Source organism: Streptomyces sp. NBC_00576, assembly GCF_036345175.1.
Lineage (GTDB): Bacteria > Actinomycetota > Actinomycetes > Streptomycetales > Streptomycetaceae > Streptomyces.
Map to the genome: position 1 here is coordinate 10,171,254 of NZ_CP107780.1, position 13,102 is coordinate 10,184,355.

Below are 13,102 nucleotides of genomic sequence, written 5' to 3' on the forward strand. Positions count from 1 at the left end.
GCGGACATGAGCGACAGCGACAGCGACCACCACGACGACGACCACGTCTATCTCACCCTCGCCGAGGGCCACGACGACGGCAGCGACGCCCGCTGGGCCTTCGGCACCGGGTTCGAGGACCCCCTGTACGGCGTCGACACCATCGTGCCCGAGGGCGTCGACGCCGGTGAGCTGGCCACGACCTGCGTCGAACTCGCCGACGACGCACTGGTGTCGGCCCAGCGGCTGGCCGAGTGGTGCACCCGCGCCCCCGAGCTGGAGGAGGAGGTCGCCCTCGCCAACATCGGCCTCGACCTGCTCGGCCAGGCCCGGCTGCTGTACGCGCGCGCTGGCCAGGTCGACGGCACCGGGCGCGACGAGGACGCGTACGCCTACTTCAGGGACGCCGGCGACTTCCGCAACGTACGCCTGGCCGAACTGCCCATCGGGGACTTCGCGTTCTCGGTCGTGCGGCTGCTGATGCTGTCCAGCTGGCGGCTCGCGCACTTCGAACGGCTCGCCAACCACCGCGATCCGGTGCTCGCCGCGATCGCCGCGAAGGGCGCCAAGGAACTGACGTACCACCGTCAGTACGCTGCCGAGTGGGCCGTCCGGCTCGGCGACGGTACCGATGAGTCACGCCGGCGGATGCGCACAGCTCTGGACCAAGTCGCTCCGTATCTCGGCGAGTTGTTCGCCGCATGCGACGTCCAGGGCGAAGTCGTCGAGGTGTTGCGGCAGGTGACCGCAGTCGCCGGGCTGCCCATGCCGCAGGTTCGCCCGGCGTCCGGCGCCGGACGCGACGGGCAGCACACCGAGCATCTCGCGCCGCTGCTCGCCGAGTTGCAGAGCGTGGCCCGCGCCCACCCGGAGGCGACATGGTGACCGTGACCGGGATCGAGGACGTCCGGCGCGCCCGGAGCATCGCCGAGCGGGTGCCCGACCCTGAGCTGCCCATGCTGACCCTGGCCGACCTCGGCGTCCTGCGAGGCGTGGAGGTGACCGGGGACGGGACGGTGGTGGCGAGCCTGACGCCGACCTACTCGGGCTGCCCGGCGATGGCCGAGATGCGCGCCGCCGTCGCCGCCCGGCTGCGGGTGGCGGGGTACGCGCGCGTGCGCATCCGTACGGTCCTCGACCCGCCCTGGACCAGCGACTGGATCACCGAATCAGGCCGCCGCAAGCTCACCGAGCACGGCATCGCCCCACCCGCCGCCGCACCGCACGGCCCGGTCGCCCTCTCCCTCCTGCCCACCCGGCGCACAGTGCCCTGCCCGCGCTGCGGCTCGGCGGACACCGAGGAGACCTCCCGCTTCGCCGCCACGTCCTGCAAGGCCCTGTGGCGCTGCCGCGCCTGCCGCGAGCCGTTCGAATACGTCAAGGAGATCTGATGGCCGCGCCCATCTCCCCGACCACCGCCCCGGCAGCCACGCCGACCCCTGTGCGTCGCCGCCCGGTCTTCCACGCCCTGAAGGTCGCCGACGTACGACGGCTGTGCTCGGACGCCGTCGCCGTCGCCTTCGAGGTGCCGGCGGACCTGGCAGTCGAGTACGCCTTCAGGCCGGGGCAGTCGCTCACCCTGCGCCGGGAGTTCGAGGGGCGCGAGGAACGGCGGTCGTACTCGATCTGTGCCCCGGCCGGCGAACAGCCCCGCATCGGCGTACGCGTGGTGCCCGGGGGCCTGTTCTCGTCCTGGCTGGTCGACGGGGTGCGCCCGGGTGACGTGCTCGATGTGATGACTCCGACCGGCGCCTTCACCCCCGACCTGGCGGCGCCCGGCAGTCACGTCCTGATCGCCGCGGGCTCCGGCATCACCCCGATGATGTCGATCGCCGAGTCGGTCCTGGCCGCCGACGACCACTCACAGGTCACCCTCCTGTACGGCAACCGGCGTACGGACACCGTGATGTTCGCCGACGAACTGGCGGACCTGAAGGACCTGTACCGTACGCGCTTCCAGCTGGGGCACGTACTGTCGCGCGAGCCGCGCGAGGCCGAACTGCTCTCGGGGCGCCTGGACGCAGAACGGCTCGCCGCGCTGCTCGCCGGCCTCGTCGACGTCCCGGGCACCGACCAATGGTGGCTGTGCGGACCGCACGGCATGGTCCGCGACGCCCAGCAGCTGCTGGCGGAGCTGGGCGTGCCCGCGGACCGCGTCCACCAGGAACTCTTCTACGCCGACGATCAGCCGCTCCGCCAGGTCCAGCACACGGACGCGGTGGCGGAAGGCCCGGTGAGCCGGGTCACGATCACCCTCGACGGCCGCTCCACCACGACTGCGCTGTCCCGGGAGACGACCGTCCTGGACGGGGCCGCGCGCACCCGCCCGGACCTGCCGTTCGCCTGCAAGGGCGGCGTCTGCGGCACCTGCCGGGCGCTGGTCACCTCGGGAGAGGCGGACATGCGCCGCAACTATGCCCTCGAACCCGACGAGGTCGCCGCAGGCTACGTCCTGACCTGCCAGTCGTTCCCGGTCTCGGAGACACTGACGGTCGACTACGACAGCTGAACCGAAGGATATCGAAGGGTTTGGCGGGCTCCGCCCCGGCAACTCGATCGACGTGACTCCTACAACTACGCATACAACGACACAACAGGAACTGTTCCGGTTCTTGGAGGACCGATTCGTCTGCGCCCAGGCGTGCACCGAGTGCGCGCGGGCATGTGCGATGCGCGCGAGTCTCGCCCACCCCGACGGGCCCCCCGACGAGGCCCTCGCACGCCGCAAGGGCATCCTCTGCGCGGAGGTGTGCGACGCGACCTGTCGGCTGCTCTCCGAACAGGCGCACCTGGACGAGGCCGCGCTCCGCGTCCAACTGGAGTGGTGCGGCACGGTCTGCCTGGAAACCGCGCAGGTCTTCGACGACCACCCCGGTGCCGAGGACACGGCTAAGGCATGCCGGGAGTGCGCACAGGCGTGCGCGGACTTCGCATGGACGCTTCAGACGCCGGACTCCGGGCGCGACGGCGGGTGAGCGTGAGTCCCTACTCCTCGTGCGGCGCTCCCAGCCGCCACCCCACCCGCACGTTCCAGCGCCCCGCCCGGCCGCTGAGCTCCGTTGCCGTCAGTGGCGGAACGTCGATCCGCCAGAACGCCGACTCGGGTGCCCCCAGCGCCCGTACCGTCGCAGCTCGCACGACCTCCGGCTCGACGACCGCGACCGACCGGCCCGTGACCTGCGCCGCCGTGTCGTCCAGCCAGCGGGAGACGCGGTCGCACACCGCGTAGACCGACTCACCGTCGTGCGGGGCCGATTGCGGGTCCGTCAGCCACTGGGCCAGCGCCTCCGGTTCCTTCTCCGTCACCTCGGTCAGGGTCGCGCCGCGCCAACGGCCCACGTCCAGGCCGGCCGGGCCCGGCTCCGAGCCGGCGTCGAGGCCCAGCGCCAGAGCCGTCTCACGGCAGCGTGCGGTGGGGGAGACCCAGACCATGGACACCGGCGGCAGCGTCCCCGCCGCCGCCCGGGCGAGCCGCAGGCCCGACTCGTCCAGGGGGCAGTCGTCGTCGAAACGGGCCTCCCGAAGGGCCGCGCTGATCGCCGGTGAGATCAACATCACTCGGCTCGTCATCCGGTCGCTCCCGCACTCATTCTGCCCCAATGTCGTTGTCATGTACGGAACTTGAGGCAGCGTACGCCGCACCGGCGCGCCGTACGCCGTCCCATGCGCCCTTGGCCGAACCCCCGCTTCGCGGTACGTTCTCGTCGATATTGACGACGGTTCGACGGAAGCCGGTGGGAATCCGGCACGGTCGCGCCACTGTAAGCCCCGTACGCACCCGCCTGGTGCGGCCCGGGGGCAAGTCAGACCCGTGGCTGTCGTCCTCTGCACCACCGATACGGGACGCGAGTTCCCCCAGGAGGTCCTGTCATGGCACAGTCCGCGATTCAGCCGACCACTGCTCCCACCGCCGTACCCGAAAAGCTGCCGATCGGCGCGATCGCCCCCTGGGCGGTCTTCTTCGGCGTGCTGATGCTGGTGCTGCTCTACTTCGTCGGCGCCGAACAGGGCGCCACCTCCCTGGTCTCCGGCGAGGGCGTGCACGAATGGGTGCACGACGCCCGCCACCTGCTCGGCTTCCCCTGCCACTGACGACGACAGGGAAACGTACGAGGTCATGAACTCCACAACTGTCAGAAACCTCCTGGCCCGCGGCATGCTCGCGGGCCTGGTCGCGGGTGTCCTCGTCTGGGGCGTCGCGTACCTCTTCGCCGAGCCGCTCGTCGACGACGCGATCGCCTTCGAGGAGATGCACGAGGCCCACCACGGGCACGCCGAACAGGCCCTCGTCTCCCGCGCGTTGCAGTCCACCGTGGGTCTGGGGACCGGTGTCCTCGTGTACGGGATCGCGTTCGGCGGCATCGCCGCCCTCGCGTACTGCTTCGCGCTCGGCCGGATCGGCCGCTTCGGGCCGCGCGCTACCGCGCTGCTCCTCGCGGGTGCCGGACTGCTCGCCGTGTACGTCGTGCCGTTCCTCAAGTACCCGGCCAACCCGCCCGCCGTCGGCGATCCCAGCACTCTCAACCAACGCACCGCGCTGTTCTTCCTGATGGTCGCGCTGAGTGTGCTGCTGGCCGTCGGTGCGATGATCCTCGGCAAGCGCCTTGCGCCGCGCCTGGGCAACTGGAACGCGACCCTCGCCGCGAGCGCCTTCTTCGTCCTGGTCGTCGGACTCGCGTACGCGTTCCTGCCGTCGTTCACCAACGAGGTTCCGGAGGGCTTCTCCGCGAGCCTGCTGTGGCGGTACCGGGTGGCGACGCTCGGTATCCAGGCGACGATGTGGACGGCGTTCGGCCTGGTCTTCGGGCTGATGGCGGAACGGCTGCTCACTCCTAGGGCGACGGCGGCCGTCGGCGCGAGCGGTGCCGAGCCGCAGGCAACTCCCGTGGCGCACTGAACAGTTCGCCGCACTGACCCGAGGGGGTCCCGGACGCCCGGGACCCCCTCGGGCATGTGCGCACCCGTTCGCGCACCGCCATTCCCAATTTCTGGAACACGTTCTACCGTGTCCGCCGACAGGTCCGGCCTTGGGGAGCCAGCAGGAGGCGCCGTGCATCTCGAATACACGCCCGAGCAGCAGCGACTGCGTACCGAACTGCGCGCCTACTTCGCCGAGTTGGTGCCCGACCGCGTCTACTCGCGGTTCAGCGACCCGGCCGCCCAGAAGCGCTTCTACCGCGAGACCATCCGCCGCCTCGGCGCCGACGGCTGGCTCGGCGTCGGCTGGCCGCAGGAGTACGGGGGGCGCGGGCTGTCCCCGATGGAACAGTTCATCTTCTTCGACGAGGCCGCCCAGGCGGGCGTACCGCTGCCGCTCATGGCGCTCAACACCGTCGGCCCGACGATCATGCGGTACGGCAGCGAGGAACAGAAGGCGTACTTCCTGCCGAAGATCCTCGCCGGCGAGATCGACTTCGCGATCGGCTACAGCGAGCCGGAGGCGGGCACCGACCTGGCCGCCCTGAAGACGCGGGCGGTACGCGACGGCGACTCCTACGTGGTCAACGGCCAGAAGATCTGGACGACGAACGGTGACACGGCGGACTGGGTGTGGCTGGCCGTGCGCACGGACCCGGACGCCCCGCCGCACAAGGGCATCACCATGCTGCTCATGCCGACCACCGACCCCGGCTACTCCTGCACCCTCATCCGCACCCTCGCCTCGCACGACACCACCGCCAGCTACTACGAGAACGTCCGCGTCCCCGTCGCCCACCGCGTCGGCGAGGAGAACCAGGGCTGGCGGCTGATCACCAACCAGCTCAACCACGAGCGCGTCACCCTCGCCGCACACGGCACGATGGCCATCCGCTCCCTGCACGAAGTACAGCGCTGGGCGATGGAGACCAAACTCGCCGACGGCCGCCGCGTCATCGACCTGCCGTGGGTCCGCCGCCGCCTGGCCCAGATCCACACCAAGCTCGACGCGATGAAACTCCTCAACTGGCAGATGGTGAACGCCGTCCAGGAAGGCACCCTCACCCCCCAGGACGCCTCCGCGGTCAAGGTGTACGGCTCCGAGGCCCGCCGCGAGGCCTACGCCTGGCTCCTGGAGATCGTCGCCGCCCCGGGCGCACTGAAGGAGGGCTCGGCCGGCGAGATACTCCACGGCGAACTGGAACGCGGCTACCGCTCAGCGGTGATCTTCACCTTCGGGGGCGGCAACAACGAGATCCAGCGGGAGATCATCTCGTGGATCGGGCTGGGGATGCCTAGGGTGCGGCGCTGAGTTGTTGTTGTACCGGGGCCAAGTCCACGAGTCACACCCCACCCGGAAATGCCTTCCCCAACGCACCGGCCGTCTCCAGCGCCAGTCGCGTTTTTCCCACCCCGCCCGGACCGGTCAACGTCACCAGCCTCGCCGCGCCCAGAAGGCGGCGCAGCTCGGCCGTCTCCTGCCGCCGCCCCACGAAGCTGGCGAAGGAGGCCGGCAGGCGACCTACCATTCCCGTCGCCTTCGCCATGCGATTCCACCGTTCCGACCGGCGCACCGCGTTGAAGGTACGTCGGCTCTCAGTGTCGCAGGCCGGGTCAGGAGCGCCAGTCGGGGTGACCGGGCATGGCGGGGACCTTGTCGGCGTAGAGCCAGGAGCGGAGGAACGGGCCGAGGTCGCGGCCGGTGACGCTGCCCGCCAGCCGGATGAAGTCGGCGGTGCCGGCGACGCCGTCACGGTGTTCACGGATCCAGGCGCGCTCGATGCGCTGGAAGTCGGTCTCGCCGACCTTCTGCCGCAGGGCGTACAGGGCCAGCGCGCCGCCCTCGTAGGCGGTCCAGCCGTAGGGGGCGGTCGCCTGGGGTTTGAAGGCGCTGCGGCGTGGTGCCGCGACCGGGCCCTCCTTGCGGAGTTGGGCGTTGGCGGCCCGGTAGTTCTGGCGCATGGAGTCCTCCAGGCTGGTGGCACCGTCTTCCTGGGCCGCCCACAGGGTCTGGTAGTAGACGGCGTGGCCCTCGTTGAGCCACGTGTCGCTCCAGCGGCGCGGGGAGACGCTGTTGCCGAAGTACTCGTGGGAGATCTCGTGCTCCACGACGACGTCCGTGCCGTTGTTCGCGAATCCCTCGGGGGTCAGCTCGTCGATGCTCAGGGTGGTCAGGGACTGGGTCTCGAGCGAGCCCCCGGACGGGGTGGCGTAGACGCCATAGGTACGCAGCGGGAAGCTCCCCGCGCCCAGGCGCTCCTCCAGGAACCGGATCGCCTTGGGGACGGTCTTGTCCAACTGCGGTTCGATGGCCCGTGCCTGGTCCGTGGGGAGCGCGTAGCGCAGCTTGATGCCGTGCGGGCCGTTCCTGTGGACGACGGTGAAGGGGCCGACGCCGATCTGGAGCAGCTCGGTGGCGAGCTTCTGACGGCTCTCGAAGCGGCGGGTCGTGTACTCGCCGTCGCGCCGGGTGGCGGTGAGGTCTCCGTTGGCGACGGAGTTCAGCCGTGCGGGCGCGGTGATGCTGATCGTGGCGGGTGCCTTCTGGGCGGGGTGGTCGGCGAGGGCTGCGATGCGGTGGGCCCCGGACGGCTGGTTGAGCGTCTGGATCCACGAGCCGTAGCGGAACAGCCCGACCGCGGCGCCGGTGCCGAGCTTCGCCACCTGCTGTGGGTCCAGGACCGGCGCCTGCACACGGACCCGTACGGTGAACCGCTGCCCTCGCCGCAGCGCCGCAGCCGGCGTCACACGCAGCTCCTCGCCGGCCCGTGAAAAGTGGGCCTTGCGGCCGTCCACAGTGACCTCGCGGACGGTGGTGCCGATCAGGTCGAGGTCGAACCGGGACAGTGCCTGCGTGGCGCGTGCCTGGACGGTGGAAGTGGCGGCGTAGTGCTTCAGGTCCTTGGCGAAGCGCAGGTCCAGGCCGTAGTGGCGGACATCGTAACCGCCGTTGCCGAGTCCGGGGTGCAGACGGTCACCGAGTCCGGCCGCTCCGGGACGGGCTGTGTCCGCGGCGCGCGGCGCGGGGACGGCCTCGGCGGTGGTGCACGCCGTGAGGCCGAGCAGGGTGGCCGCGAGGGCCACCGCGATCCTGGGTGTCGAGGTGTTCTGTGACATGTCTGGAGCCTCGCCCGCCGTGGGTCTGCCCCGGATCGGCCTCGCGACCGATCATCCGCCTCGGCCATCGGCCGGGAGGCCGAGAAACGGCCGCTTCGGAGGTTGCCTGTACATGAGGAAGCCAGGTTGGAGCCGCAGCGGGCGAAGACCGGTAATGGGCGGCCAGGGCCACGTGGACGCCCGTATCGGCGAGGATGCTCAGCGGTGGGGCGCGACAAGGGCAGGCCCGTAGTGGCGGCCAGGGCCGCAAGCGGGGCGGGGTGGCGAAAGGCAGGACGCGGGATCGGGCCGACCCGCTCCAGCGCCGACCCGACCTTGCCGGGCCTGACGTCCACGCCCACCGCACCGGGCCGCCTTGGGGGCCAGGGACGGCTGACGGGTGAGTGCGTCCAGTCGGTGACCAGCCGTTGGAAACGGGTGCGGGTCAGTACTGGGCGACAAGCGACCGAATGTCGAAGAAGCTGAACAACGTCCGTACGAAGCTCAAGGGGCTCGCCGGGCGGGGGATCCTGGCCGAGACCGGGCAGGGGCTGTTCACCATGCCACGGCCGACTTGACTACCGCCCCCTGGGGGCGCTCGGTCGCGCCGATGAGCGGACACGTCGTTCTGCCAGCCCGCCGAGAAACCCGTTGCGAGTGACCCGCATCGCATGTCTGATTGATCGGCCACCGATCAGAAGAGGGAACATGACGACGTCGCTGCCCGCCCCCTCGTTGCACACCGCTCGCCTTCGACTGCGTGCCTTCGAAGACGCGGATGCGAACGACCTCTTCGCACTGCACAGCAGCGCCTACGTGCTGCGCTACTGGGACGCGCCACCGTGGAGCGAACGCGCGCGCGCCGAGAAGTTCATCACGGCTTGCCGGCAGATGGCACATGAGGGCACCGGGGCGCGGCTGGCCGTAGATCGTGTCTCCGACGGGGCGTTCATCGGCTGGTGCAGCCTGAACAGGTGGAATCCGGACTACCGCAGCGCGTCGCTTGGCTACTGCTTCGACGATGCAGCGTGGGGCCACGGCTACGCGACCGAGGCCGCGCGCGCTCTGCTGCGGTGGGCATTCGACACGCTGGACCTGAATCGCGTCCAAGCTGAGGCCGATACGCGCAACGTGGCGTCTGCCCGCGTGCTGGAGAAGCTCGGCTTCGTGCGTGAAGGGACGTTGCGGGAAGACTGCGTCGTCAACGGCGAGGTCTCTGACTCGTGGGTCTACGGGCTGATCAGGCGGGAGTGGCAGCCGTCGTCCGAGCCGGTCCCCGCCCACTGAGTTCCCTCGCTCGGCACCCGGTATCGGCTAGCCCGAAATACTCGTCTAGGCCGCGAGGTGTCGCAGGTGCGGCATGATCTCTTCGGCGAACAGATGCATGGTCTGGCGCGACTCCTCCCTCGGGATGAATCGCGAGCGCATCACCAGGATCAGCCGGGGCACCCTGTCAGCGCCCGTTCCTGCGGGCGTAAGCGGTGCGGACATCAGTACACTTCCTCTCGATCTGGCACAACCGCAACACCGGCTGAGGGATCTTGAACAGGTGAGGGCCTTCCGGTTCGGTGTGGATTGCGACGTCCACACCGAAGCGGAAGGCCCTCGTGGTTTTCAGTCATGCACCCTTGCCCGAGACCGGTCGCCTCCGCTTGACGCGCTGTGCCGTCGAGGACGTCTGGCCCCTGGGGCCGGCTGCGGAGCGCTTCCAGATCTCCCGACCACCGCCCGGCGATGGGCGGACCGGAGTCAGAGTGCGGTCAGCGCGGCGCGGGCTACCTCGTCGTCCTGGGCCGGGGTGCCTCCGCCGACGGCGAGGGCGCCGATGAACTGGCCGTTCTCGAAGATCGGCCGACCGCCGGGCAGCAGGCTGGCGCCACTGGCGACGAAGGAGGCGATCGGGCCTGGGTCCTTGATGTTGACGGCCAGGTCGGCGGTGGCGGTCCGGTAGGTGCGCGCGGTGTGTGCCTTGGGCGGTACCAACTCGGCCGCTGCCGAGCTGTTGTTGTCCATACGAAGGGACACCTTGGCTTCGCCGGCGGAGTCGACGACCACCACATACATGGGGGGAAGCTTCTTGTCCCGCACGTAGCGGACGGCGGCCTCGGCGAGCCGCTGAGCCTGGGCCAGGCTGATCGTCCGCGTCGCAATCGATCCACCGCTGCCGGTGGCTGCCGAGGCGTTGCCGGCAGCCATCTGGCTGATCGCCAGTCCGCCCGCTACCGCCCCCGCTATCCCGAGCATTCCGCGTCTCGTGGCCGCGGTGTTGCCGGATTCCTCTGTCATGGCTTGCTCCTACGTGTCTGTGCGGAAGGCTCATACGCATCTCGGGCTCGTTCTTGGGCGTCCTGCTCGCGTCGACGGGCGGGTTGGTGCCCGGGGCCATGGATGCCTGGCCCGAACGGCGGGCGATGGCGTGGGCGCCACGCCCTCCCGATCACTTCATGCATGAAGTTATATCGGGGTGTCACTTCACGGCGCAACTGATCCTGGAAAGTAATTCACTTCACGTATGAAGCGATGCCTCATGCCCGAACCGGGACGTCACGGCCTCGGGTTCAGCGGAACTCGGCGCTGCCCGCCGCCTGCGCGATGCGCCTCGCGATCTGGGTCATCTGACGCACCTGCGTGGGGGAGAGGCTGTCGAAGATGAGGTGGCGAACCGCGGTGACGTGGCCCGGGGCGCTGACCTCGAGCTTCGCCGTCCCTGCGTCGGTCAGGCAGGCCAGGGTGTAACGGCCGTCGGTGGGGTCGGGGCGGCGGGTGAGCCAGCCGCGTCGCTCCATGCGGGTCGCGACCTGGGACAGACGCGGCAGTTGACCCCCGGTGAAGTCGGCCAGCTCGCTCATGCGAAGGGTGCGCTCGGGGGCCCGGGACAGCCCTACGAGGACCTGGTACTCGAAGTGCGTGAGCCCGGCGTCGCGCTGGAGCTGCCGATCCATCGCCGCGGGCAGCTTGGTGACCATGCCGGCCAAAGCCATCCAGGCGTGGAGCTCCTCCTCGGTCAGCCACCGGATCGGTTCCGCGGCCTCGCCGCCCCCTGCCGGCTCGGCTTGCGCGCCGGGGCTGTGTTCACCGGCGGGTGCGCTGCGGGTCCGCTTCACAGGGCGCTTCTCTACCATGAGCAGATTCTATGCGCGAGGGAGGAAGGATGACCTTCCTCGCGAAGCGGCCGACGATGCGGTCAAGGCAACGGCCACGGAGAAGTACCTGGCGCCGGGGATGATCAGGAATGGGCTCGCGGTTCCGCCCGGACGACGCCCCGGCGACCGCGCCCACCGGGGCCGGGATGTGCAACCGGGTCGGCTGATGGCACCACCCCGGCGACCAATCGCCATCACCACACGGATGTGGAAGGCGCCGGGCATGCGGTCGGCCTGGCGATGGTGATTGGTCGCCGGACCGGACACCGGAGGATGCCGGGCCCAAGGCAGCGCCGACTCCGGTCAGACGGGACCTCCACCGCTACGACCCGAACCTCGACGCCTGACTCGCTTCGGCTTGGGCGAGGGTCTGCTCACCGGCGGGTCAGGCCCAACTCGCCTGCGCGCATTCCGGCTTGGAAGCGTGAGTCCGCGCCGAGGGTGATGAGGAGTTCGGCGACTCTGCGGCGGTAGGTGCGCAGCGACATGCCCAGTTGGCGTGCGGCGGTCACGTCGGTCATTCCCGAGCCCAGTGCGTACAGGACTTCGCGGGCTTGCGCATCGATCCGGGGCCGGTCGGCGTCGAAGAAGGCCGCCAGGTCGGTGGCCGATTCCCACGCGGCTTCGAACAGCGCGTACACCCCGCTGACCAGGGCGGGTTCGGCGCTCATCGTGTACGTACGGTGCCGGGGAACGTGAGCGGACGAGGGCGCGGGATCGGGGTCGGTGAGGAACATGGTTCGCCGGTCGATGAAGACCGTTCCCTGGGGCAGCGGGGTGGCGGTGATCCGCACCTGCATGCCGTGGGCGGCCATCTCGCGCAGTACCTCCCGGTCGCGCTCGTCGGCGAGCACGGCGGGACTGTACAGCTTGCGGGCCTGACGTGCTCCGTCACGCCGTATCCGCAGACGGGCGGACTCGCGGGCGCCTGGCCAGGTGTCGAGGTCGCGTGCGACGCTGACCCATTCCGCGTCGAACAACTCCACCAAGGGCTTGATCCGCGCGCGGAGCTCAAGATCGCCTTTGAGGGCCATGTGCTGTGGCATGCGCTCATTGTGCCTCTGGCAGCAAGTTGCCACAGCCTCGTCAGCGGGTTGCGGGCCGTGCAGGCTGGGCCCATGAGCAATGAATTCCGCCTCGGCGGCGACCTGGCCGTCAACCGCCTCGGCTTCGGCACCATGCGCCTGCCGTCCAAGGAGGGCATGGGCGGTCCCGCCCGCGACCCCGAGACCGGCCGTGCCGTACTGCGCCGCGCCGTCGAGCTGGGCGTCAACCTCCTCGACACCGCCGACTTCTACGTCAGCGCCGGTGGTGCGGTACGCGCGAACACCCTGATCCGCGAGGCCCTCTATCCCTACGCGTCCGACCTGGTCATCGCCACCAAGGTGGGCCCCATCGCCCGCCCCGATGGCTTCCGCCCAGCCGCCCCGGCCGACATGCGCGGCCTCGTGGAAGCCAACCTCGAAGGCCTGGGCGTGGACTGTCTCGATCTCGTCTACCTGCGCATCGGGCGCATGACACCCCCTCAAGGCGAGTCACTCGCCGAGCGCTTCGAGGCGCTCGCCGCGTTGCGGGAGGAGGGCCTGATCCGTCATCTCGGCCTCAGCAACGTCGACGCCGACCATCTCGCGGAGGCCCGCGTGATCGCCCCGGTCGTGGCGGTGCAGAACGAGTTCCACGCCGCCAAGCGCGACGACGTGCAGCTGCTGGCCGCCTGCGAGGAGGCCGACATCGCGTTCGTGCCCTTCTTCCCGCTCGGCGGTGGCAGGGAACTCGACGACGAGCGACTGGCCAAGGTCGCGGCCCGGCACGGCGCCACCGTGTCGCAGATCGGCCTGGCCTGGCTGCTGGCCTCCTCCCCGGTGACCCTGGCCATCCCTGGCACAGGCTCCCTCTCGCACCTGGAGGACAACATGGCCGCCGCCGGGATCACCCTCAGCGAAGAAGACCTCGCCGACCTCTCCTGA

Annotated in this window: 16 protein-coding genes, 1 pseudogene and 1 riboswitch; of the genes and pseudogenes, 10 read left to right on the top strand and 7 right to left on the bottom strand. The window is 70.2% G+C overall.

Going from position 1 to position 13,102, the window contains the following annotated elements; all coding sequences use genetic code 11:
* Window positions 1-6 precede the first annotated feature (6 nt).
* The 4 genes from paaC (at window position 7) to OG734_RS44230 (ending at window position 2,954) form a co-directional block, all read left to right on the top strand.
* On the top strand, window positions 7-864 hold the full coding sequence (gene paaC / locus OG734_RS44215; protein ID WP_330293015.1) for a 1,2-phenylacetyl-CoA epoxidase subunit PaaC: 858 nt from the start codon (window positions 7-9) through the stop codon (window positions 862-864).
* Complete coding sequence (paaD, locus tag OG734_RS44220; protein ID WP_330293016.1) at window positions 858-1,370, top strand: 1,2-phenylacetyl-CoA epoxidase subunit PaaD; 513 nt, start codon at window positions 858-860, stop codon at window positions 1,368-1,370. Before paaC ends, paaD begins: the two co-directional genes overlap by 7 nt.
* A complete protein-coding gene (gene paaE, locus OG734_RS44225) occupies window positions 1,370-2,488 on the top strand; it encodes a 1,2-phenylacetyl-CoA epoxidase subunit PaaE (protein WP_330293017.1) in 1,119 nt (372 codons plus the stop codon). Before paaD ends, paaE begins: the two co-directional genes overlap by 1 nt.
* Before the next feature lie 103 nt (window positions 2,489-2,591).
* Window positions 2,592-2,954 carry a ferredoxin gene (locus tag OG734_RS44230; RefSeq protein ID WP_443065036.1) on the top strand — a complete coding sequence of 121 codons (363 nt, stop codon included), beginning with the start codon at window positions 2,592-2,594 and terminating at the stop codon, window positions 2,952-2,954.
* A 10-nt stretch (window positions 2,955-2,964) separates the two neighbouring features.
* Here OG734_RS44230 and OG734_RS44235 read toward each other — a convergent pair whose 3' ends face one another.
* The gene (locus OG734_RS44235) at window positions 2,965-3,549 is read right to left on the bottom strand and encodes a histidine phosphatase family protein (RefSeq protein ID WP_330293019.1); all 585 of its coding nucleotides are present in this window, start codon (window positions 3,547-3,549) and stop codon (window positions 2,965-2,967) included.
* A 131-nt stretch (window positions 3,550-3,680) separates the two neighbouring features.
* Window positions 3,681-3,812: riboswitch (cobalamin riboswitch) on the top strand.
* Window positions 3,813-3,849: 37 nt separating this feature from the next.
* On the opposite strand from OG734_RS44235, the gene OG734_RS44240 reads away from it, so the two are divergent.
* The 3 genes from OG734_RS44240 to OG734_RS44250 all read left to right on the top strand — a co-directional run bounded on the left by OG734_RS44240 (window position 3,850) and on the right by OG734_RS44250 (window position 6,208).
* Window positions 3,850-4,071, top strand: a complete 222-nt coding sequence (locus OG734_RS44240) for a CbtB domain-containing protein (RefSeq protein WP_330293020.1) — start codon at window positions 3,850-3,852, stop codon at window positions 4,069-4,071.
* A 25-nt stretch (window positions 4,072-4,096) separates the two neighbouring features.
* Entirely contained in the window at window positions 4,097-4,876 is a 780-nt protein-coding gene (locus OG734_RS44245) for a CbtA family protein (protein ID WP_330293021.1), read from the top strand.
* A 153-nt stretch (window positions 4,877-5,029) separates the two neighbouring features.
* A complete protein-coding gene (locus OG734_RS44250; RefSeq protein WP_330293022.1) occupies window positions 5,030-6,208 on the top strand; it encodes an acyl-CoA dehydrogenase family protein in 1,179 nt (392 codons plus the stop codon).
* Window positions 6,209-6,239: 31 nt separating this feature from the next.
* On the opposite strand, the gene OG734_RS44255 is transcribed toward OG734_RS44250, so the two are convergent.
* Together OG734_RS44255 and OG734_RS44260 are read right to left on the bottom strand one after the other, a co-directional pair.
* Complete coding sequence (locus tag OG734_RS44255) at window positions 6,240-6,425, bottom strand: AAA family ATPase (protein ID WP_330293023.1); 186 nt, start codon at window positions 6,423-6,425, stop codon at window positions 6,240-6,242.
* 85 nt (window positions 6,426-6,510) lie between these two features.
* A complete protein-coding gene (locus tag OG734_RS44260) occupies window positions 6,511-8,013 on the bottom strand; it encodes a M1 family metallopeptidase (protein ID WP_330293024.1) in 1,503 nt (500 codons plus the stop codon).
* A 687-nt stretch (window positions 8,014-8,700) separates the two neighbouring features.
* Here OG734_RS44260 and OG734_RS44265 point away from each other — a divergent pair.
* Window positions 8,701-9,279 carry a GNAT family N-acetyltransferase gene (locus OG734_RS44265; RefSeq protein ID WP_330293025.1) on the top strand — a complete coding sequence of 193 codons (579 nt, stop codon included), beginning with the start codon at window positions 8,701-8,703 and terminating at the stop codon, window positions 9,277-9,279.
* A gap of 45 nt (window positions 9,280-9,324) precedes the next feature.
* On the opposite strand, the gene OG734_RS44270 is transcribed toward OG734_RS44265, so the two are convergent.
* On the bottom strand, window positions 9,325-9,483 hold the full coding sequence (locus tag OG734_RS44270) for a hypothetical protein (protein ID WP_330293026.1): 159 nt from the start codon (window positions 9,481-9,483) through the stop codon (window positions 9,325-9,327).
* 116 nt (window positions 9,484-9,599) lie between these two features.
* On the opposite strand from OG734_RS44270, the pseudogene OG734_RS44275 reads away from it, so the two are divergent.
* A pseudogene (locus OG734_RS44275) lies at window positions 9,600-9,748 on the top strand (IS481 family transposase); the annotation flags it as partial.
* Here the strand turns inward: OG734_RS44275 and OG734_RS44280 are convergent.
* The 3 genes from OG734_RS44280 to OG734_RS44290 all read right to left on the bottom strand — a co-directional run bounded on the left by OG734_RS44280 (window position 9,742) and on the right by OG734_RS44290 (window position 12,181).
* A complete protein-coding gene (locus OG734_RS44280) occupies window positions 9,742-10,278 on the bottom strand; it encodes a GlcG/HbpS family heme-binding protein (RefSeq protein WP_330293027.1) in 537 nt (178 codons plus the stop codon). The pseudogene OG734_RS44275 and the gene OG734_RS44280 overlap by 7 nt on opposite strands.
* A 272-nt stretch (window positions 10,279-10,550) precedes the next feature.
* Window positions 10,551-11,114, bottom strand: a complete 564-nt coding sequence (locus OG734_RS44285; protein WP_330293028.1) for a MarR family winged helix-turn-helix transcriptional regulator — start codon at window positions 11,112-11,114, stop codon at window positions 10,551-10,553.
* A gap of 395 nt (window positions 11,115-11,509) precedes the next feature.
* Window positions 11,510-12,181 carry a helix-turn-helix transcriptional regulator gene (locus OG734_RS44290; RefSeq protein ID WP_330293029.1) on the bottom strand — a complete coding sequence of 224 codons (672 nt, stop codon included), beginning with the start codon at window positions 12,179-12,181 and terminating at the stop codon, window positions 11,510-11,512.
* Window positions 12,182-12,253: 72 nt separating this feature from the next.
* Here OG734_RS44290 and OG734_RS44295 point away from each other — a divergent pair, with 72 nt between their 5' ends.
* The gene (locus tag OG734_RS44295) at window positions 12,254-13,102 is read left to right on the top strand and encodes an aldo/keto reductase (RefSeq protein ID WP_330293030.1); all 849 of its coding nucleotides are present in this window, start codon (window positions 12,254-12,256) and stop codon (window positions 13,100-13,102) included.